At 46.8% G+C, this 20,150-nt stretch carries 17 protein-coding genes and 2 pseudogenes; 16 read left to right on the top strand and 3 right to left on the bottom strand.

What is annotated here, in order from left to right:
- The first annotated feature begins 61 nt into the window (after positions 1-61).
- From ACX6CI_RS21140 to ACX6CI_RS21085, 12 genes are all read left to right on the top strand, one after another.
- Positions 62-484, top strand: a complete 423-nt coding sequence (locus tag ACX6CI_RS21140; protein WP_458775629.1) for an ExbD/TolR family protein — start codon at positions 62-64, stop codon at positions 482-484.
- 133 nt (positions 485-617) lie between these two features.
- Positions 618-1,313, top strand: coding sequence for an energy transducer TonB (locus ACX6CI_RS21135; RefSeq protein WP_458775628.1), 696 nt, complete (start codon positions 618-620; stop codon positions 1,311-1,313).
- A 44-nt stretch (positions 1,314-1,357) separates the two neighbouring features.
- Positions 1,358-2,626 (top strand): tetratricopeptide repeat protein, encoded by a 1,269-nt coding sequence (locus ACX6CI_RS21130; protein ID WP_458775627.1) that lies wholly within the window; start codon positions 1,358-1,360, stop codon positions 2,624-2,626.
- 386 nt (positions 2,627-3,012) lie between these two features.
- Positions 3,013-5,124, top strand: a complete 2,112-nt coding sequence (locus ACX6CI_RS21125) for a TonB-dependent receptor (protein ID WP_458775626.1) — start codon at positions 3,013-3,015, stop codon at positions 5,122-5,124.
- 10 nt (positions 5,125-5,134) lie between these two features.
- The gene (locus ACX6CI_RS21120) at positions 5,135-6,019 is read left to right on the top strand and encodes a class I SAM-dependent methyltransferase (RefSeq protein WP_458775625.1); all 885 of its coding nucleotides are present in this window, start codon (positions 5,135-5,137) and stop codon (positions 6,017-6,019) included.
- A complete protein-coding gene (locus ACX6CI_RS21115) occupies positions 6,016-7,671 on the top strand; it encodes an ABC transporter substrate-binding protein (RefSeq protein ID WP_458775624.1) in 1,656 nt (551 codons plus the stop codon). The genes ACX6CI_RS21120 and ACX6CI_RS21115 overlap by 4 nt, the downstream gene beginning before the upstream one ends.
- 15 nt (positions 7,672-7,686) lie before the next feature.
- Positions 7,687-8,682, top strand: coding sequence for an ABC transporter permease (locus tag ACX6CI_RS21110; protein WP_458775623.1), 996 nt, complete (start codon positions 7,687-7,689; stop codon positions 8,680-8,682).
- Positions 8,679-9,551 (top strand): ABC transporter permease, encoded by an 873-nt coding sequence (locus ACX6CI_RS21105; protein WP_458775622.1) that lies wholly within the window; start codon positions 8,679-8,681, stop codon positions 9,549-9,551. The genes ACX6CI_RS21110 and ACX6CI_RS21105 overlap by 4 nt, the downstream gene beginning before the upstream one ends.
- The gene (locus tag ACX6CI_RS21100; RefSeq protein WP_458775621.1) at positions 9,548-11,245 is read left to right on the top strand and encodes an ABC transporter ATP-binding protein; all 1,698 of its coding nucleotides are present in this window, start codon (positions 9,548-9,550) and stop codon (positions 11,243-11,245) included. The genes ACX6CI_RS21105 and ACX6CI_RS21100 overlap by 4 nt, the downstream gene beginning before the upstream one ends.
- 53 nt (positions 11,246-11,298) lie before the next feature.
- Positions 11,299-11,901 carry an FmdE family protein gene (locus ACX6CI_RS21095; RefSeq protein WP_458775620.1) on the top strand — a complete coding sequence of 201 codons (603 nt, stop codon included), beginning with the start codon at positions 11,299-11,301 and terminating at the stop codon, positions 11,899-11,901.
- 177 nt (positions 11,902-12,078) lie between these two features.
- Positions 12,079-13,542 (top strand): FG-GAP repeat domain-containing protein, encoded by a 1,464-nt coding sequence (locus tag ACX6CI_RS21090; protein ID WP_458775619.1) that lies wholly within the window; start codon positions 12,079-12,081, stop codon positions 13,540-13,542.
- A gap of 311 nt (positions 13,543-13,853) precedes the next feature.
- Positions 13,854-14,126: an SHOCT domain-containing protein gene (locus ACX6CI_RS21085; RefSeq protein ID WP_458775618.1), complete on the top strand. Its 273-nt coding sequence runs from the start codon at positions 13,854-13,856 to the stop codon at positions 14,124-14,126.
- A gap of 514 nt (positions 14,127-14,640) precedes the next feature.
- On the opposite strand, the pseudogene ACX6CI_RS21080 reads toward ACX6CI_RS21085, so the two are convergent.
- From ACX6CI_RS21080 to ACX6CI_RS21070, 3 genes and pseudogenes are all read right to left on the bottom strand, one after another.
- Positions 14,641-14,889, bottom strand: a pseudogene (locus ACX6CI_RS21080) (DUF2391 family protein); the annotation flags it as partial.
- Between the two features lie 347 nt (positions 14,890-15,236).
- Positions 15,237-16,354 (bottom strand): IS3 family transposase gene (locus ACX6CI_RS21075; RefSeq protein WP_458775617.1). Its coding sequence is split into 2 segments (ribosomal slippage): positions 15,237-16,076 and positions 16,079-16,354, totalling 1,116 coding nucleotides; the frame shifts between segments, so codons are not numbered across the junction.
- 78 nt (positions 16,355-16,432) lie between these two features.
- Positions 16,433-16,585 (bottom strand): annotated as a pseudogene (locus ACX6CI_RS21070) (DUF2391 family protein); the annotation flags it as partial.
- Between the two features lie 651 nt (positions 16,586-17,236).
- On the opposite strand from ACX6CI_RS21070, the gene ACX6CI_RS21065 reads away from it, so the two are divergent.
- The 4 genes from ACX6CI_RS21065 (at position 17,237) to ACX6CI_RS21050 (ending at position 20,007) form a co-directional block, all read left to right on the top strand.
- Positions 17,237-17,560, top strand: coding sequence for a type II toxin-antitoxin system RelE/ParE family toxin (locus ACX6CI_RS21065; RefSeq protein ID WP_458775616.1), 324 nt, complete (start codon positions 17,237-17,239; stop codon positions 17,558-17,560).
- Complete coding sequence (locus tag ACX6CI_RS21060; RefSeq protein WP_458775615.1) at positions 17,557-17,847, top strand: helix-turn-helix domain-containing protein; 291 nt, start codon at positions 17,557-17,559, stop codon at positions 17,845-17,847. Before ACX6CI_RS21065 ends, ACX6CI_RS21060 begins: the two co-directional genes overlap by 4 nt.
- Before the next feature lie 59 nt (positions 17,848-17,906).
- Entirely contained in the window at positions 17,907-18,056 is a 150-nt protein-coding gene (locus ACX6CI_RS21055; RefSeq protein WP_458775614.1) for a hypothetical protein, read from the top strand.
- A gap of 748 nt (positions 18,057-18,804) precedes the next feature.
- Positions 18,805-20,007, top strand: coding sequence for a tyrosine-type recombinase/integrase (locus ACX6CI_RS21050; protein WP_458775613.1), 1,203 nt, complete (start codon positions 18,805-18,807; stop codon positions 20,005-20,007).
- Positions 20,008-20,150 lie beyond the last annotated feature (143 nt).

The following is a 20,150-nucleotide window of genomic DNA, read 5'->3' as shown; positions in this document are numbered from 1 at the left end:
CCAACTGCCTCCCAATTTGGATGTAGTGAAAACGTTCAAATAGAAAAAAAAGAGGAAAATCATGCAGCAGAGTATCACCGCAGCCCGGCGCAATAGTCGTTCCACAGTTGAATTGAATATGGCCCCACTGATCGATATGGTCTTTATCCTGCTCATATTTTTCCTGGTTACCACCAGCTTTGTCAAGGAGACCGGTATTGATGTCAACCGTCCCACAGCCTCCACCGCAGTATCCAAGGAAAAGGCAACGATTCTTATCGGCATCGACCCAGAAAATCACATCTTTATCGATCATCGTGAGGTGGACGTTCGGGCGGTGCGCGCCAATGTTGAGCGGAGTCTCGCCGAAAATCCTGAAGGAACTGTGGTTATCGTAGCCGACAAGGCCAGCAGCACCGGAACCGCCATTCAGGTCATGGATGGTTGCCGCATGGCGGGAGCCTCCAACGTTTCACTTGCGGCGAATCGGCCGCAGAGCAACTAGAGGCCATCGTGAACAGGTCGCCTATCGTATCGCCGCATTTTTGTACCTTAGCCAGGAAAAGCAGTCACAAAAAACAAAAAATTGAATGTGGGAAAACCAGCTCATATTAAACTATTTCCAAGGTACGTATCCAGTGATACTAACTAAGTTTCCGACTTATCGGGTTAACACATCCCTGTACCAAAAATGGCTTGCCGGACTGCTCACTCTGGTGGTCGCATTTTGCATTAATCTTGGTCTGTTTAACCTTATGCCCTACCTGCTTCATGGTTCAGATAGTGAGCCGTCCATGGAACGGGCTGTGTCGCAGATCAATGTGATTCGGCTTAAAAAGCCAGAACCCCCGATCAAAAAGATAACAGAAAAACCACCCGAGCCGCCTAAAGAAAAAAGACCGCCCAGGCCACCTTCTACCAGGCCCACACCCACAAAATTGACACTGCCCTTTTCCATCAATCCCAATATTCCCACGGGACCCGGCACCCTTGCAGTGCCGGATCTGCCTGTGAGCCCAATAGATATCTCCGAGCTGAGTGATATTTTTTCAATGGGGGAACTCGATTCGCCCCTGACGGTTTTACTTCGTATTCCCGCCGTCTATCCCCTGCGCGCCAAACAAAAGGGGATAGAAGGAAGGGTGAAGGTTCGCTTTATTGTCAATGAAGAGGGCAATGTAGAAAATATCACAGTGCAGGAAAGTGAACCAAAAGATGTGTTTGATGTATCTGTTATCCGCTCTGTTTCCAATTGGCGTTTCAAGGCGGGAACTGTGGATGGTATTGCTGTGAAAACCTGGGCCGAGACAACGGTACGCTTCACTTTGGACTGATTGAAACAAAAGAAATGTAATTAAATTAAAAAGAGGAGTGCACCATGAACAGGACACCGAAAAGGCTGCTCGTCCTGAGTTGTATTATCTGGTTTTGTTACGGTTTTCTCTGTACCCCCTGTCAGATTCTTGCCAAAGAGAACAGTTCCACTCTCCCAACGACTGTCAGGCTTGTTCTGGCCAAGGCGGGCAAGATGGTGGAGAACAAGGATTTTGATAAAGCAATCAGCCTGCTTACCACCTTTCAGGAAAAAGCCCCGGCAAACTGTCGAGATGAGGAGGTTTCTCACCATCCGCAGGTGTCGTACTATCTTGGGTTTTGCTACCTGATGCAAAACAGATACGAAGAGGCAAGACGGGCCCTTGAGCACACGGTAGAACGGGATGCACAACATCTGTCCGGTTGGTTGAACCTGGCAAAGGCGTGCTATGAGCTTCACGATTATCCGAGAGCAGCAGAATGTTTCACAAAAGCCTATACTCTCGACCCTAAGAAAAATCCGGAACTGCTCTACTATGGTGCTGTCGCCCATCTTCTAGCAGAGCAGCACAAACAAAGTATTGCCGTCTTTGAAAAGATTATCGCAAATCATCCGAATAAAATGGAGCCTTACTGGCGGGAAAATCTGGTGCACGCCCTGCTTAGTGCTGACAGGGCGCGCCTGGCCCTGGTCCATATCAAATTGTTGATCGCAGGGTACGAGGGTGAAAAGAAAATACGCTGGCAGGAGATTTTGCTGCAGCAATATGTGCTGCTTGATATGGGCAAAGAGGCCCTCGCCTATGCGCACACGCTTACTGAACAGGCGCCTACCCAGCCCAAATGGTGGAAGGCGCTGGCATCTCTCTATCTACAAAAGGAAAACTATAAGCCGGCTCTGACCGCGCTGGTCATCGACAGTTATCTTGAACCATTATCCGCAGAGGAGTCCAAGCTGGTCGCAGACCTCTATCTACAGCTGGGCATCCCCGGAAAGGCAGCAGCCCGATACCAGGATATCCTGCACGCGAACAACAGCCCCCGACTGGTTGAAAGGCTGGTTCTGGCCCTTCGTCAACTAGGTGAGACAGAGCGGGCCCTGGCTGTACTGGACAAATTTGCTGCCACTACTATGACACCGTCACTGCTGATGCAGAAGGCGGACCTGCTGTATGAGCTTGGCAAATATCAACAAGCGGCTGAACTCTATACCCGAACAGCGAAAAAGGAAGGCAGGCAGAAAGACCGCGCCCTGCAGATGGCTGAATATGCCATGCTGCAAGCGAGCTATATGGATAACAACAATAGAGCAAAACATGAGGTTACATTTTAATTTTTGATCTTGAAAAACAAGAAAAGCAAAAAAAAAAGGCAGCCGCATCCCGGCCAGGATGTCGCGGCTGCCTTTAACCCGTATTTTTCCTCAGTTCAAGCGGCATCAGATTTACAGTTTTTGGTAGTACATCATAGTTGTCTATATGTACAACCAAAACACTGAAAAAGATGATGCCGAAAGGGCTGACCTTTGGTGAATATTTTGAATTTCCAACAAAATGTTCATGAGAAATTCGGGTTAGGTTGAAGTCCCGGTTACGAGAGCTTCGGTTGTTATTTTACCTCCGAAATATCTCTGGTGTCAATACCTTGATGCCCGCCGGAAAATATCAGTCCCATGGCGAGCACTAACTCAAAATGGATAATGGTGAGGAGATAGAGAGGATGAGGTGCAGGGAAATTGTTTTAATGACGGTTGCAGCAATGGCGATAACAGATGGATATTGCCATGCCGCAACCGAAAGTGACGTACAGGAGGAGGCTCCAGAGGCGGGTCAGATCCAGCAGCTTGAGGAAATGGAGGTTAAAGAGGACACGGGGGCCCCGGGACTGAAGAAAACCCCGACTGGGACTGTGATCGACATCGCCGATTTTACAACCATCGGGCCCCAGACAAGTATCGTGGATGTCCTGAAAACCCAGGCTGTTGTTGATTTTCGCGGCAGTAACGATTTTGATCCCGGAGTTGATTCCATCTTTCTCCGCGGCTTTGAATCGAAACGATTTGTTACCGCAATTGACGGTCTTACCATACTGAAGACCGGTGGAAGGAAGTCTTCCAATATTGTTGACTACTCACAACTACCCTCCTTTCTGATAAAAGAGATTGAAATCCTGCCAGGACCTCATTCCGCGCTCTATGACAGCAAGAGTATTGGTGGTGTCATCAATATGATTATGGAAAAGCCGACGCTAAAAGAAAGTCTCAAACCGGATATTACCGCAACTGCAGGATACAGTTCATATAACACCGTAAACAGCACCACCACAATCCAGGGTGCAGTGCAAAAATTTACCTACGATTTTGCCTATCGCTACTATGGAACGGACGGATATCTGCGCAACAGCGAAACAGCCACAGATACCTTCTACGGTCGCCTTGGTTATATCCTGCCGGCCGATGGTTTTGTCAGCTTGAGTGCATCTCTGACCGAGAACGAGCGGGATGCTCCGGTGAATAATCCGGGCGCAAATGGTGACTATGACGGTGATTATCCCTACGCTGAAGGCGGTGCGTTTGACCCGTATATGGAACCAACCTGGGACGGGAAATCGTACAACTACCGTGTCAATGTCGAACAGCCTTCTCCCATTGGAACCATCGATTTTGACGGTTACATAGGAAAAAGTAATCGCAAACGCGCGTATTATGAAACGCCGGACACCACGGCCCGTGCAGTGATGGATACCTACTGGTGGCAGGAAGGAGCAAAGCTGCAGGATGAATACTCCTGGTCTGACAAGCATACAACAACTTTGGGCGCGGATCTCGCCCGCCTCTATGATAATGGAATTGACGACGAAAAGAGCGAACGAATCCGGAAAAAAGGTGCTTACGTACAACATGACTGGGATATTCTTCCATCTTTTTCAGCCCGATTGGGATTACGCTACGAGGATGTAATTACCTGGGTGGAAAACGGCTCAATGATTGCTGGAAGGGAAGCTATAATCAAGCGGGATTACGACCAGTTTATACCCAAATCATTTTTCACCTGGAAGCTCGACTCCCTTGCGGGCTGGCTGCGTGATACATCGCTTTCCACGGGAATCAGTAAAATCTGGCGTGCACCTGACTATCACGGCGACTACAACCCCCAGGGAAAACCTGCCGGTGCCTGGCTGGAGCCGGAACACGGCATGGGCTACGACCTGGTGCTTAACCGGCGGCTCATAAAGGATATCAGCCTCAAATTCAACTACTCCTTTTATGATATCGAAGACTATATCGCCTACAACAAATCCTATGCTAAATATTCAGACAAAAGCGCCGGTGCACTTCGCTACAGCGACTACAGGATCAATCTGGAAGAGGTGTACCGTCACGGTATTGATGTTGAGTTCGGCGGCCACCTGCTTGATTTGCTTTCTTTCTACCTCTCTTACTCCTGGCAGGATTTTGAAAATCAGGGTGACGAACCGGCAGGGGAGACTGAGCTGGATCAGAGAGCGGCCCACCGCATAAGCGCAGGACTGAGCTACGATCTTTTTACCTATACCGCGCTGATGCTCGATTACAGCTACCAAAGCAAGGAGACAATTGAAATATCGGAAGAAATCGCTGAAGACGTATGGGATTTTCGTGAGGTTGAAAATGACGCCTACCATACCGTCGATGTCTCAATTTCTCAGACATTGTTCGAATCCAAAGGGTTTTTACGAAACGCGGTCGCAAGTGTCTATGTAAAAAACCTGTTTGATGAAGAATATTACGATAGTGTCGGTTTTCCGGCAACCGATCGCACCTTTGGCGCAACCCTGAGTGTCTGTTTTTAAGGAAAAAATTATGAACTGTGTAACTGAAAACCAGAGAGTCTGGGAAGAGCGCTGGCAGGCGGCAATAGACAGCTCTGTGATGCACCGCCGTAAAAAGAAGGGCAACTCCATCCAGCGGTGGAACAAGATGGCCGCCGACTTTGCCCAAAGAACCTCTGACAAGGAAAACCGGGATAAACGGCTCACGATCCTCGCCTGGCTTCAGGAGCTTGGAGCATTAACCGGTGAATCCAGAGTGCTCGATATCGGGGCGGGTCCAGGCAACTGGTCCCTTCTTTTGGCAAAGGCCGGCAGCCATGTGACTGCGCTGGAACCGGCCGATGGGATGGCCGACATCCTGCAAGGCCGCATGGAAGATGAAGGGGTTGATAATGTCGTTATTGACCGGCGTACATGGCAGGAGATTAATCTGGCAGCAGAGGGGTGGATGGGAACATTTGATCTGGTATTTGCTTCCATGACGCCTGGAATTGACGGGCCGAAGAGTCTAGCCAAGCTGATGGCGGCCTCCAAGGGGTTTTGCTACCTGAGCGCTTTCTCCGGCCGCCACTGGCAACACTGGTATGGGGATTTATGGAAGATCGTTTTCAACGAAAATCTGGACGCCCACGGCAACGATATCATTAATCCCTTTAATCTGCTCTACGCCATGGGGTATCGACCTGAGATGAAGTTTGAATTCTGGGAGCGCGAAACCAACTGGCCCCGGCAGAAGGGTATTGATGATTTTTGCACTCATCTTGCGCAATACACAGAGCTGACAGAGGAAATAAAGGTGACGGTTGCAGACTATGTTGACAGCCATTGCCAAAACAACATCTTCTCCCAGGTGCGTAAAGGCTGCAGGGGGATGATGGTGTGGGATATTAACAAACAACTGCACCTCTCATCATGAAAATTAAAGCATGTTCGTGTGCGACTCTACTGCTGGCAACATTCATCCTGCTGTTTTCCGGCTGCGACAGCGATCAGCGGAATGTTACGCCTGGGGCTGACAACAAAAGCGGTACAGCCTCATCATCATCCGATGCGGTTGATGTTATCCGCCTGGCGGGGGGGGACTGGGGCTATCCATCGCCCTTTGCCCACTACCCCAGGGGGCCTGGAGGGTTTAAAATGGCTCTCATCTTTGACAGCCTGCTGGAGCGTGATGAGAAGGGCCTTATCCCCTGGCTGGCTGAAGATTATACGGTGGAAAGTGACGGGCTTACCTATCGTTTCACCATCCGTGAGGGAGTTTTCTGGCAGGATGGCACCCCCCTCACCGTAGAGGATGTACTGTTTTCATTTCGTTATTTCCAGCGCCATCCGGCCATCTGGTCATATGTTTTTGGTGCGGTCGATTCGGTTAAAGCAGGTCCAAACCGGAGCGTGGTCATCCGCCTCAAACAGCCTAATGCGGCGATGCTCGACGGAATCGGCCGAACCCGTATTATCCCCAGGCATATCTGGGAAAAGGTGGAGCGGCCAAAAGAGTTTCTTGCTCCCGAGGCACTTATAGGCTCCGGCCCCTACCGGCTCACTAGCTACAGTAAAGAGCATGGCACCTATCGTTTTGAAGCCTTTAACGGTTTCTGGGGACCAAAACAGCGGGTCCGGACGATTGAGTATGTGCCGGTGAGTGAACCGCTCCTGGCATATCAAAAGGGCGAGCTTGACCTCACCGGAGTTACCCCTGATGTGATGCCGAGGTTTAAAAAGGATTCGGCCAATGCCATTATCCAGAACCCGGCTTTCTGGGGATATCGTCTACTGATGGGGATGGACAAGGCCCCCTGCCTGCGTGACGTGTCGGTGCGTAGAGCAATCGCCTCTGCCATAGACCGGCAGGAACTGGTCGATAAGATTGCAAGAGGCGCCGCCATTTCAGGGAGCCTTGGGATTCTTCCGCCCAATCATGTGATGGCGGCAGACGCAGTCAGACAATATCCGTTTGATCTTGAGTTGGCCTCCACCCTGTTGGACAAGGCCGGCTACGAGCGCATGAATCAAAAGGGTGTGCGACTCTTGCCGGATGACGCCCCTTTTACGCTGGAGCTTCTCTGCAGCGGGCGGGAAGTACGCATGGCAGAGCTGATCCGTCAGCATTTTGACGAAATAGGCATCACGCTGAAGATTCGCACAGTCGACGGCAAGACTCGGGATGCAAGAGTGCGCCGGAGTGATTACCAACTGGCCATCATTGGTCACGGCGGCTGGGGCAGCGACCCCAACTATATTGCGGCCCACCTGTTTGGCGATATTTTTTCCCAGAACAGTTCGCCCTCCCATTCTGGCTTACCGGGGCTTGATGCTCCGGAACTGGTTGCTCTTTTGCAGCGTCAGGCGCTTGAAATTGATCCTGTAAAACGAAAGTCGCTGGTTACAAAAGTACAAAAGATGGCTGCTGACCTCGTAGCGGAGATCCCTCTTTTTTATACCGCCGGTTACAGTATGTACCAGCCTGCAAAGTACGACGGCTGGATGTATATGTACGACCACCACAGCCTGCAACACGGCAAACTGTCGTATCTCAGGCGAGACGCGATTGCGGCCAAACGGCTGTAGCCTGAGGAAGAGATTATGGTACAGTATCCCAGGCGAATTTTTGAGTATATGCTCACCGTTTTTATCGTAATCAGCCTGAATTTTGCTCTGCCACGGGTGATGCCCGGAGACCCCTTTCTCTATCTGTCGGCGGATGAAGGCGATGAGATCGCCTCATTTTCTGAGAGCCAGGAAGAATATTACCGTAAGCAGTACGGCCTGGATCAGCCTCTGGTGAAACAATATGTACGTTATTTGACGGCCCTTCTGCGGGGGGATCTCGGCTACTCCATTTACTATAATGACGGGGTCACTACTATTCTCCTGCACCGGCTCCCCTGGACTCTGGTACTCGTCATCGCGGCCATCATCTGCAGTACCGCTATCGGCTGCTTACTCGGCAGCCTCAGCGCGGTCTTTCGCGGCTCGAGCCTTGATCGCTGGCTCTATCCGCTTATGATCGCGATCTCTGAGATTCCCGCCTTCCTGCTTGGGCTGGTACTGCTGTTCACCCTTGCCGCAGGGCTGCAACTCTTCCCGCTGTCGGGTGGTATGACTCATTTTGCCACCTATGAATCCCTGTGGCAAAGGATGGGTGATATCTGTCTGCACGCCGTGCTGCCGATTATGACGCTCACCATCGTTCGTTGCGGCTCCATGTATCTTCTAGCGCGAAACAGTATGGCAACCGTGCTACCCAAAGACTATATACGTACCGCAAGGGCCAAGGGTTTGAAACCTTATCGTATTCTCCTCCGCCACTGTTTACGTAACGCCATGCTGCCTATTGTTACCCGCATTTTTCTAAGCCTCGGGACCCTTGTGGGGGGTGCCATCCTGGTGGAAAACGTCTTTGCCTATCCCGGTCTTGGTCTTCTCATGCGCGAGTCGGTCATGGTTCACGATTATCCTATGATCCAGGGGATTTTTCTTCTGGTCACCATCACTGTTTTGTCTGCAAATTTCCTCGCCGATTCTATTTATGGGCGTCTTGATCCAAGAATCATGCAAAGGGTTGGGGGGCAGCCATGAACAGCGCCCGGATCCCATTGCAAACAAGCGGGTACAGTATCGGCTTTTTAGGTCGTCTCTCAGGCGGTGGCAGACTTGGACTACTGATACTGCTCATGGTCGTTTTTATCGCCATTGCCGCCCCGCTTATCTGCAAACATTCCCCCAGGCTGCCTTCGGGGACAGCACTTGCCCCCCCTGACAGCATCCACTGGATGGGGACTGATGAGCTGGGGGTGGACATCTGGGCCCAGGTCGCCTTTGGAGCAAGAATAAGTCTTGTGGTCGGCCTTGGCACCGCACTTATTGCGGGGGGAGGCGGTGCTATCGCGGGAATCGCCGCAGGCTATAGAGGAGGTCTTACAGATCTTCTTCTCATGCGCACAATCGATGTGCTGCTGGTCCTGCCTGACCTGCCGGTGATGATTGTCCTGGCCGCTTTTTTCGGTCCGAGTGTTGTCACCATCATCGTGGTTCTCTCAGCCTTTTCCTGGGTGATGTCCGCCCGCATTATCCGCAGCCGGATGCTCAGCCTCAAAGAGCGCCGATATATTAAAGCCGCGGAAAGTTATGGCGGTGGTGTCATCTATCTCATGTACCGCCATTTCCTGCCAGAGCTCTTTCCTCTAATCGCCGTCGGTATGATTCGTCTGGCCGGTCGGGCAATTGTTGCTGAAGCGGGGCTCTCGTTTCTCGGCCTTGGTGATCCTACCTCCCGTTCCTGGGGCTTGATTATCCATAATGGACTCAATTTCCCAGGAATATATTATACAGATTTCTGGAAGTGGTGGCTGCTTTATCCCTGGCTTGCCTTGACCCTGGTGGTCACATCCCTTGCACTTCTGGGAAAAGACCTTGAAATATTAGCCGACCCGAGATTAAGACAATGATGATGCTGAGCGTAGAAAACCTCTCTGTAGCTTACACCCGGGACAAGCATGTCATTCCTGCGGCCATGGATATTAATTTTTCTGCCGCCGCGGGTGAATGTCTTGGTATTATTGGAGAGTCGGGCTGTGGAAAAACCTCTCTTGCCCTTGGTATCATGGGCCTAATACGCGGGGGTTCAGTTTCGGGGAAGGTACGATTTCGCGGGCAGGACCTTACAGCCATGAATGAGGGACAGCGCCGTAGCTATAGATGGCGCAACATCGCCATGGTTTTCCAGAACAGCCTTGAAATACTCAATCCGGTGACAACTCTTGGTGAACAGCTGGCAGAGCCTTTGACCACCCATCTTGGTCTTTCTATAAAGGAGGCCGCAGAAAAGGTGAGCGCCATGCTCACAATGACCGGCCTTGACCCCGACTGGCAGAAAGCATATCCGCACCAGCTTTCCGGCGGGATGCGCCAGCGCGCCCTAATTGCCATGGCCCTCTGCTGCGCACCGGATGTTCTCATTGTTGATGAGCCGACAACCTCCCTTGACCCCGATAGCCGTAATGCGGTCCTTAATCTGCTGCAGGAGCTGCAGCAGCAGCTGGGGTTTACAATGATTCTCATCTCCCATAATCTGTCGGCAATTCACCAACTCACTTCCCGGCTGCTGACCATGTACAGCGGCCGCATTATCGAAGAAGGCGCTACCCAAGACATCCTTTGCAATCCCCTGCATCCCTATAGCCGCGGTCTGATCAATTCCGCCCCGGATTTTTTCCCGTACAAGGATCTCTGGGGCATTAATGGCACTCCGCCAAAACCCGGTGAAACAAGGGGCTGCAGTTTTTCCCCCCGCTGCTGTCAGTCTGCACAGCTGTGCAAGAGCTGCAATCCACCTCTTCAGGATCTTGAAAACGCCCGCCGTGTCGCCTGCCATAAAGGCGGTATTGAAACTATACTGACAGCGACAGCGATACAAAAGAATTACTCTCTTGGAGAGAAAACAATAAAGGCACTGCGCGGGGTCGACCTCATGGTCAGAAGAGGCGAAGTTGTAGCCCTGGTGGGTAAGTCGGGGTCGGGCAAATCAACACTTGCCCATATTCTTGGAGGTGTTTTGCAAGCGGATGGCGGTAAAATTCGATTTCGTGGAAACCCGGTACAAAAGTGCGAGACAACCGCCACTACAGGTGGAATTCAACTCGTTTTTCAGGATCCTGGCGAGGCGGTGAGCCATCGGCTGTCGGTGCTGGATGCGGTACGCGAGCCGCTGGATATACTTGCCTGGGGGGACCCTGCCGCTCGCCACGAAAAAGCTGTCCAGTCACTTGCGGCAATGCATCTGCCCACTTCTCAGGATTTTTTGAGCCGCCCCTGTCATTCACTGAGCGGTGGCCAGCGACAGCGTGTCGCCATTGCACGGTCTCTGACAACAGAGCCGCTGCTGCTGGTGGCCGATGAGATTACCGCAATGCTTGATCCATCGACCCAGGCGGTCATACTCCGCGAGCTGAAAGGACGCCAGCATCAGAACGGTTTTGCCATGCTGTTTATCACCCATAATATCCATCTCGCCAGAAAGATTGCTGATCGTGTTTATGTTATGGATCATGGTGTAATTGTAGACAAAGGGGCCGCATTTGAAGTGTTGGATAACACACCTCTTCATGTTCCGAACGAATTGTTGCAGTCGCTAAAAAATTGACCGTTTATTCGTATACTTCCATCAAACACCATTATATAAAAGGAGTGTTAACTATGTCTGCAGATACGATTTTACAGAGTGATCTATTTCAGAAATGCCTCGATTTTCACGGACATCTCTGTCCCGGCCTCTCTTTAGGCTACCAGGCTTCAATGGCTGGGATGTCATGGCTTGAAGCCAGGCGGGCTGAAGATGAAGAGGTGGTAGCCATTGTGGAAAACGATGCCTGCGGGGTAGATGCCATTCAGGTTATCACCGGCTGTACCTTCGGAAAAGGCAATTTTATCTACCGGGACTATGGCAAAACAGCCTTCAGTTTTTTTAGCCGTGAAACCGGAAAAGGAGTGCGTATTGCCCGCAGGCCCGACCCGGACGCCGCGCTCGATCCCGAACATATGCAACTTATGGATAAAATTCGTGAAGCCACGGCAACGAAAGAAGAACGAAAACGTTTTCGCACACTGCATGACGCCGTGTCCAAACGAATTCTTGCGAAAAAGCCCGAAGAGATCTTCACCGTAACCGAACTGACCGTCGCCCTGCCGGATAAAGCACGGATAGAGCCATCCATTAATTGCGATCGATGTGGTGAACCCACCATGTCGACGAAACTGAGAAAGGTGAATGAACAGCGAATATGCGGGGGATGCCTCTAGCCGTAGCTTTTCTTTAAACCTGACGCTGTCTGAAGGGGTTACTTGAGTCCTGAAAAACATTATGAATAAATAGGTATTTATACGGATTTACTCTTACGTTAAATTTGTTAGGTTTACTCTAAATTACGAATTTCTTGATAAATCCAATTTGGATAGAGTACGAAGGGAGAGTGAGATATGATAAATGTGATCAGGACCAGTCTTATATTTGGACTTATACTTGTCCCCATGACAGTGTCTGCGGAAAACCTGTTTCTTGAGCCATATGTCCCATTTGATTTTAATGCAAGAGCTGAAGCGGTAGCTATTGGTGATGTTAACAATGATAGCAGAAATGACGTCGTAGTTACAACTTGGTTCAGTAGTGATTCTTCGGATATACATGCAAACAAGCTGTTTGTGTTTTACCAGGGAGCGGATGGAAACCTCAGTGAGCCCTATATTCATTCGCTGAATGGCGTCAGTAACAGACCTGTTTCTGTAGATATTGGAGATATTAATAATGATGGGCTACATGACGTTGTAGTCGGCAATTACGAAAACCTGCAATTATTTTTGCAGACCCCTGATGGTGAACTAGATTATCCAACGGTTTATCCTACTTCTCACGCTCTGAAAATCAGAGTGGGAGACCTAAATAACGACCAATTGCAAGATATCGCCGGAATCGAATGGGGCGGAGTCGATACTGCGGTCATCTTGCAAGATGAACAAGGAGAATTAAATCCCGAATTATTTCACTACGCCCCTCATGGTGGGTATGATGATTTAGAACTTGGTGATGTTAATAGTGACGGACTACTTGATATTATCGTAATGAGTGGACAAGGGTTTGACGATAACCTCGCAATTCTTATCCAGAATAAAAATGGTGATTTTAATCCTGTCTCTTTTTACGATCTGGGAGGTAATGAACTTACTGGTGGAGTTACAGTTGGAGATTTTAATGGTGATGATCGAAATGATGTAGCTGTTACCTACGGAGGAAATAAACCTAACTCATTTATAGGAATTTTCTATCAAAATGAAGTAGGAGAATTAAATCCTGCTGTTTCCTACCCTTCACTTGATATCCCTGAACCAATCCAATCGGTAGATATCAACAGTGATGGTTTAGATGATTTAGTTGTTTTGCATGGTGGGTGGAGTAAAATGGGGGTTTATTTACAGACCTCTGATGGTTCCCTTGCCCCCGAAGATCTTTACCCTATTCCGTATGCAAGTCATTATAACCCTCATGCATTGACTGCTGGAGATATCAATGGAGACCTAGAGCCAGATGTAGTTATATCTGACTACAATAATGGCTTAGTTGTTCTCCAACATGTAACATCCAATGCCCCCCCTTCCGCCAATGCAGGCCCAGATGAATTTGCAGTACAAAAAACGGTTGTCACTCTTGATGGTAATAGATCTAATGACCCCGATGGCATGATAACAAGTTACTTGTGGGAGCAGGTCTCAGGGATTCCAGTAACCCTTACCCCTGAAACTGATCCTGCTGTTGTCTCATTTATTGCACCTTCATTCAAAGGCAAGCAGTCACCAGAATTAGTTTTTCAACTGACAGTGACAGATGATCAAGGAATGGAGGATAGCGATTTAAAACTTGTTACTGTCTTAAGGAATATGAAAAAGTGAGAGTAAAGCATGAAGGAGATCAGAAGTGGTTCTGAGATAAGAACCACTTCACCCTATAACCAATTCCATCAGTACCTGTAAATTTGTTCTCGTTAGTTTGGTTTTCCGTCCCCATGAGCCCAACATTTTGATATCTTACTGTACTTTGCGATTTCCGTATGCACGATACTTTCTAGCAACCGCCCTGCTCACAAGGTATGCGACCCCAAAAACAGATGCAAACACAACACATCGTGGTATACTTGCTACAGTGATCAATTAATTACGTATGCACTTTATTGTAGATCAATACACTCTTACAAGGAGCAATCATGTGGGGAGCTAACGTATCTGAATGGGGTAACTCTTTTTGCGGCTGGGGTCCATCTCTTGGTCATGGTCCCTGGTTTATGGGGTGGTTATTTCCTCTCCTTTTCTGGGCTCTGATTGCCTATCTGACATTTAGTATTATCAAAAGTCTATTTTCCAGCACTCGTTCAAACCAAAGTGATAGCGCACTTGATATATTGAGAAATCGATTTGCTGCTGGTGAGATAAACGAAAAGGAATATAGTGCTCAAAAGGCTGTTTTGAGTAGAGATTAAATCGTTCTTCCTTTCCAGAGTGCATGAGTTTTTACGTTGCCCACATCTCCTTTTTGGTATGTTATTACGCCTTTGTACCAATTATTTTGGTTGATTAGTCTTTTTAACCTGCCTTCTTTTTGATCGTTATCGAACCCAAAGATTAACAAGGTGACTTTCTCCTCAATCTCATTTGGAACAGGTAGAGATTGGTTAAAAATTGAGTTTACACATTTCACATACTCACCATACTCAGCTATTTTCTCATGTTTTCTTTCTCTTATCTGCCCTTCGTATTTTTTGAGTTGCTTTATGACAGGATGACGAGTTCTGGACCATAACTCCTTGTATGAAAAATGCTTTGCTGCAACAAATTGTAATGTGCCAGTTTTTCAAAAAAAACAAACAAGAAATATCTACTTGTTATGATAGCAAAAATACTGCACCGCTTTTTTTTTTTTTGGGGGGGGGAGGTGTTCTTTATCGCTGGTCGTTTGGGCAATCAGCTTGTAATCGCTTGTTAAATGGTTTTGGCTCACTCTTTATCAAAACTATCCACAACTATTGCACCCATAGATGCTGGCATAGTGATAACTATAATGCGCTTTAAGGACGTTATAGGATCCTCCAGCATGGGAAGTTTATCTAAGCACAGTAAAACCAAACCAACAACTAGCGCTGTCATTAAATAAGCTACCACTATACGAAAAATAAATACAACTAAACGGGACTTAACATTTTGCTGAAACACACTTTGATAGGTATAGAGGGCGAGAAATAATGCGGCTACCCCTATTCTTAAACCACAGGTAGATATATTTAAGGTGGAATCCACAGTTCCTTCTTGCAGCGACTGTTAAGTCAGTTCGCCATTTTTTTATGCCATTTTCTTTATACAAATACAGAGCCGTGTTACTGTTGTTCTGCTCACTCGGAGGATAGGGCAACGCTGAGGAGCGACCCGAGCGCCGTAGTGAGTGACTTGAGAATGGGAGGCTGTGTATGGAAACATACTCAGCCTTTCTTCTTTGTACCTTTCCATTCTTGAGTCCTTAATGCGTTAAACCTACTTCCTGCAAGCGGAGCGAGCAGGAAGGGTTTGTCACCTTGGGGCCGTCCCCCCCCCTCTCTTCAATGCGTAGTCGGCTTTGAGAATACCTCAAATGGTGTCTGTTTGTTCAACGAGGAATGTTCTCTTTCCTTGTTGTAATAATCGAAATACCGACTCAGTCCTCGATGCAATGCATGTCCATCCGAATAAGCTTTGGGGTAAATGTCTTCGTATTTTATCGTCCACCATAAACGTTCAATAAAAACATTGTCTAGAGCACGGCCGCGACCATCCATACTGATGGCAATGTTTTTATCAAGCAACACCCCTGTAAAAGCTTCAGAAGTGAACTGTGAACCCTGATCGGTGTTAAATATTGTTGGTTTACCTTGGGTCAATGCTTGCTCTAAGGCAGCTACACAGAAAAGGCTTTCCATGGTATTGGAAAGCTCCCAAGCAAGAACGTAGCGACTATACCAATCAATCACCGCCGCGAGGTACATGAACCCGTATCGCATTGGGATATACGTGATATCCATACTCCACACCTGGTCCACCGCTTCAATATCCATATTACGCAAAAGGTATGGATAAATTTTATGTCCTGGTGCAGGTTTGCTGGTATGAGGCCCTGGCGTTATGGCCTGAAGCCCCATAAGGCGCATTAAGCGAGCCACCCGTTTATGATTAACCTGATACCCCTTATCTCGCAACCAATCAGTCATTCGCGGATAACCAAACTCCGGATGCCGCAAATACTGTTCGTCGATCAGCCGCATGAGCTTAAGATTTTCATCTGTTTCAGCAGCAGGATTGTAGTAAACAGAAGATCTTGATACGCCTGCCAATCTACATTGTCGTCTGATGGAATATTCAGGACTCACCTCCACCCAATTTCTACGGGTTGATAGTGGCAGGCTCATAGCTTTTTTTCAAGCCATTCAATATCCATCTTGAGTCGTCCAATCTCTTCATAAAGTGGAGCTGTGATTTCATCTTCTGTCTTGGACTTACTTGTCTTACCACGTGAAAAGAGTTCTTCTGCGTTCATCAGCAGCTGCTTTTTCCAGGTGGTTATCTGGTTGGGATGAACTTTATGTTCTGTCGCTAACTCAGCCAGTGTCTTGATTCCTTTTAAAGCTTCAATTGCGATCTTGGCTTTAAACTTGTCCGAATGTGCTCTTCTTTTTCCTTTCATTTGCATCCTCTTTTATTACCAATTTTGGAATGCAAATTCCACCTAAGAGGGTGGTCCTAATATTGGGGTTAAGCGCAATAACACAGAGAGGGTAAACAACATAATCAAATTAGGAAAGGGCAATGTTTCCCCTAATCGCCATGCTTCTTCAGAAAAGGAAATTGGCACTGCGAGCGCAAATGCTCCTACAAATACCTGACTTGCATCTTCCAAATTGAAACTAAATTTCATTCTTTCCTTTTTTAAACAGTTGTTTTTTTCTAACAATTCATTGAATTTATATGATTTTCATTTCGCACAACACCAAAAAAGCCATAATCCTTTATACAATTTTGTTATATCCATTAACAAGTTCAACAACTTGATAAAATCTTCAAGTTGACCTTTTTCCTGTACCTTGGAACCAGCGCATTGTCATCTTAAGGTAAATCTCGGCTGAAATGTTGCTCAATTTCTATGGTGTAGGGATGCGCGATAATGCTTTCGAATGGAATACTAGAATAATGTAAGAACCGTCTTAGAATAGCTTAAAAAAGGAAAACCGCCACCATTACCCGCCAACAAAACGAAAAAAGGGTTCCAGCTAAAAAGCTGAACCCCTATCGTTATGCGGTCGGGGAGGTAGGATTAGGACCTACGGCCTCCTGCTCCCAAGGCGTCTGACCCTGTTTTTAGCCCACCCAGCAACCTCCCGTTATTAAAGGAAATTAACGAACTACCATTAACAGTGATTTCGTTTTACCCCCACTTATTTTGTCTAATATGGATCTATTTCGTTAGGTAAGCGTGGACTCCGAGAACGTCTAATAATCGTCTAATACCTTCCCCAAATCTCAGTATGATAACCATTGACTTTGTTATCATTTATGATAACATTTAATCATGAACTGGAACATAACTTTTTACAGCGATAAGGTCGAGCAAGCGACTCTATCATTCCCTCCTGGGATTTTGGCAAACTTCCTTCACATCGCAGAGATGATAGAAGAGTTCGGTCCAGCACTTGGCTTACCTTATACTAAAGCAATGGGTGAAGGACTGTTTGAGATCAGGGCTAAAGGAAAAGAAGGGATTGGCAGATCTTTCTTCTGCACAGTCAAGGGCAAGGAGATAATTATCCTCCACTCATTCATCAAAAAATCTCAAAAAACACCAAAAAAAGAATTAGCAAAAGCCAGGAAACGGCTAAAAGAGGTGAAATCATGAGAACATCATTAAAAGATTTCAAAAAGAAAGCATTACAGAGCCCAGAAGTCAAAAGTGAATATGACCGTTTGTCTTCAGCTTACGAACTCAGAAAACAGCTTATTAAAATCCGTAAAGATGCCGGGTTCACCCAGGAAGAACTTGCTGATCTCTTGAATACGAAAAAGAGCAACATCTCAAGGCTTGAGAATGTAAACTCTAAAATTTCTCCGAAACTCTCTACTATTGAGGAGTATGCACGGGCTGTCGGTTATAAACTTGAAATTAACTTTATTTCACAATCATAACCGTCAAAGCTTCCCCCCCGAGTAATAGCACAATTCCGCAATTGATAGGGTGTGCTTGAATGACTGATGACATAGAAAACCTGAGAAAGAAGTATCAGAATGCGTTAGCCGAAATAGACAAACTGCGTCAAGAAAATGAGTGGCTTAAAAAATCCGCAATTCCTCCCATTTGTCAATCAGCATTCAAAATTGACCCCTTTCAGCGTTGAATATTGACCCCTCTTGAATCGATTGTCAGAGACATTAATTTTCCTTAAAACCTCTTTATATTAGTGAGTCAAGAGATTTTAAGAAGAATTAATGATCCAAACTAAGGGGTCAGCCTTGGACGCTGATTGGGGGTCAAATTTCGACGCTGTTTAACAAACTGCCCCCAAGTTTTATCAGAAGTCCCTCCTAGCCCATGGACAAGTATGATTTTCTTTCCCATCCCTTTTCCTTTAAAGGCAAGATGTTCTTTAAAGTCCTAAATGAACCGATAGATTCATTAACTGTTAGGTCGCTTCAAGCAACGAATATTTAATAACAACATACAAGAAGGAACTACAACAGGCTGTAAATATTTCATTTTCCCACATTGTAGCAGAGAAGACTAAGACTTAATGGTATTCTTTTTTGAGATTGGATTACTGGCATGCAGTAAAACGTCAAAGAAACGTCAAATGCGAGGTAGGGGGTCTGGAAATGAAAAAAGCCAACCACTGTGTAAGTGATTGGCTTTTATACATATAAATGGTCGGGCCGGTAGGATTCGAACCTACGGCCTCCTGCTCCCAAGGCAGGAGGCATTGTATTTCAACGACACACAAAGAAACCAACAGAAACAGCATACACCCACGACTTAACTCATTCTATTGACTCTTTTCACCTCATTAAGTATCATAGTGAATCTTTAAAATTCACGCATCCATTATGCTTAATTATGCTTAATTTATATTTATTAGACTTATTCCCGCAATGACATCCCCAAAAAGAACGCCAAGAAAAAAATTCAGTACTGACCGTGAAGCGGCATCCCTCAGGCCACTAAACAACCGTCAAACTGATTACTGCCACAAGACGCTACCCGGATTTATGATCAGGGTCGGTGCTAAAAAGAAAACTTGGATTGTCCGCTATATGATGAATGGTAAACAAAAGGCATACAGCCTTCCAATCCCCTATCCCGAATGCACTCTTGAAGAAGCTACAAAGGAGTACAGAAAAATACGTGGCAATATTGATCGAGGTGAAGACCCTCAAGCCGATAAACAAATCAAAAAGAAAGAACCAACTATTGCTGTTATCATGGAGCTTTATCTGAAAGAGACACCTCTCCTATCAAAGGGTTTACGCGAAAGCCAACGCATTAGTGAAAAAGACATCATTCCTCACCTAGGTACTATCAAAGCATCTGATCTCAGGCGTCAACATATAAAAGGACTCCACTCAATAATCACCAAACGTGGAGCACCAGTCATGGCCAACCGTGCCCTTGAATTGCTTAGAAGAGCCTTCAACCATGCATGCGAAGAAGAATTAATTGAAACAAATACTTTTCCAAGTATAAAAAAGATTAAACACACAGAATACAGCCGAAAGAGAGTTCTCACTGACGAAGAAATAAAAAAAATATGGACTGCAACAGATATCCTTAGCTCGAACATGAGGGACATATACAAACTTCTATTGCTTCTTGGTCAACGAACTCAAGATATCTGTGCTATGCAAACAAGTGATATTGACGATAGGCACAAGCAGTGGACTGTACCAGCCCCACCTCGAGCGAAAAACCAATCTCCAAACATACTTCCCCTCCCGCCTTATGCCTGGCAAATTATAGAACCACGATTAAGTAACGAAAAATGGCTTTTTCCCAGTAAACACAATACCAATAGGCTTGGTTATCAAGGAGAAGGAAGAACAACCAGTATAAGGAAAGCAAGACTCAAGTTAATTAGCCAAACAGGGGTATCAGAATGGACCGGACATGACCTTAGGCGAACAATGCGCACCCTTCTTGCCCGTCAAAAAATCCCACTCCATATTGCCGAAAGAATTATCGGTCATGTACAAAGTGGAGTGGAGGAGATCTATGACAGATTTGTTTATCTGGATGAAAAAAAAGAAGCACTTGGAAAACTAGAAAATCTAATTTTAACAATCACTGAACAAATATAAAATGCGATTTTTTCTTATTCATGCATCATGAGATGTATGAGTAATGTTCAGTATCATCACATTTTCATCAATGTTCTTCATGACAGTGTGGAGTCCCGACTCAACTGATCAGGAGATGACGATTAGACTGGATATATCGGTGA

The sequence above is a fragment of the Desulforhopalus glucosivorans genome (assembly GCF_054397165.1).
This window is presented reverse-complemented; position numbering and strand designations above follow the sequence as displayed.

Coding starts and splice junctions, on each gene's coding strand:
- ACX6CI_RS21140 (WP_458775629.1), top strand. CDS start 62: ATGCAGCAGAGTATCACCGCAGCCCGGCGCAATAGTCGTTCCACAGTT.
- ACX6CI_RS21130 (WP_458775627.1), top strand. CDS start 1,358: ATGAACAGGACACCGAAAAGGCTGCTCGTCCTGAGTTGTATTATCTGG.
- ACX6CI_RS21125 (WP_458775626.1), top strand. CDS start 3,013: ATGAGGTGCAGGGAAATTGTTTTAATGACGGTTGCAGCAATGGCGATA.
- ACX6CI_RS21120 (WP_458775625.1), top strand. CDS start 5,135: ATGAACTGTGTAACTGAAAACCAGAGAGTCTGGGAAGAGCGCTGGCAG.
- ACX6CI_RS21115 (WP_458775624.1), top strand. CDS start 6,016: ATGAAAATTAAAGCATGTTCGTGTGCGACTCTACTGCTGGCAACATTC.
- ACX6CI_RS21110 (WP_458775623.1), top strand. CDS start 7,687: ATGGTACAGTATCCCAGGCGAATTTTTGAGTATATGCTCACCGTTTTT.
- ACX6CI_RS21105 (WP_458775622.1), top strand. CDS start 8,679: ATGAACAGCGCCCGGATCCCATTGCAAACAAGCGGGTACAGTATCGGC.
- ACX6CI_RS21100 (WP_458775621.1), top strand. CDS start 9,548: ATGATGATGCTGAGCGTAGAAAACCTCTCTGTAGCTTACACCCGGGAC.
- ACX6CI_RS21095 (WP_458775620.1), top strand. CDS start 11,299: ATGTCTGCAGATACGATTTTACAGAGTGATCTATTTCAGAAATGCCTC.
- ACX6CI_RS21090 (WP_458775619.1), top strand. CDS start 12,079: ATGATAAATGTGATCAGGACCAGTCTTATATTTGGACTTATACTTGTC.
- ACX6CI_RS21085 (WP_458775618.1), top strand. CDS start 13,854: ATGTGGGGAGCTAACGTATCTGAATGGGGTAACTCTTTTTGCGGCTGG.
- ACX6CI_RS21065 (WP_458775616.1), top strand. CDS start 17,237: ATGAACTGGAACATAACTTTTTACAGCGATAAGGTCGAGCAAGCGACT.
- ACX6CI_RS21060 (WP_458775615.1), top strand. CDS start 17,557: ATGAGAACATCATTAAAAGATTTCAAAAAGAAAGCATTACAGAGCCCA.
- ACX6CI_RS21055 (WP_458775614.1), top strand. CDS start 17,907: ATGACTGATGACATAGAAAACCTGAGAAAGAAGTATCAGAATGCGTTA.
- ACX6CI_RS21050 (WP_458775613.1), top strand. CDS start 18,805: ATGACATCCCCAAAAAGAACGCCAAGAAAAAAATTCAGTACTGACCGT.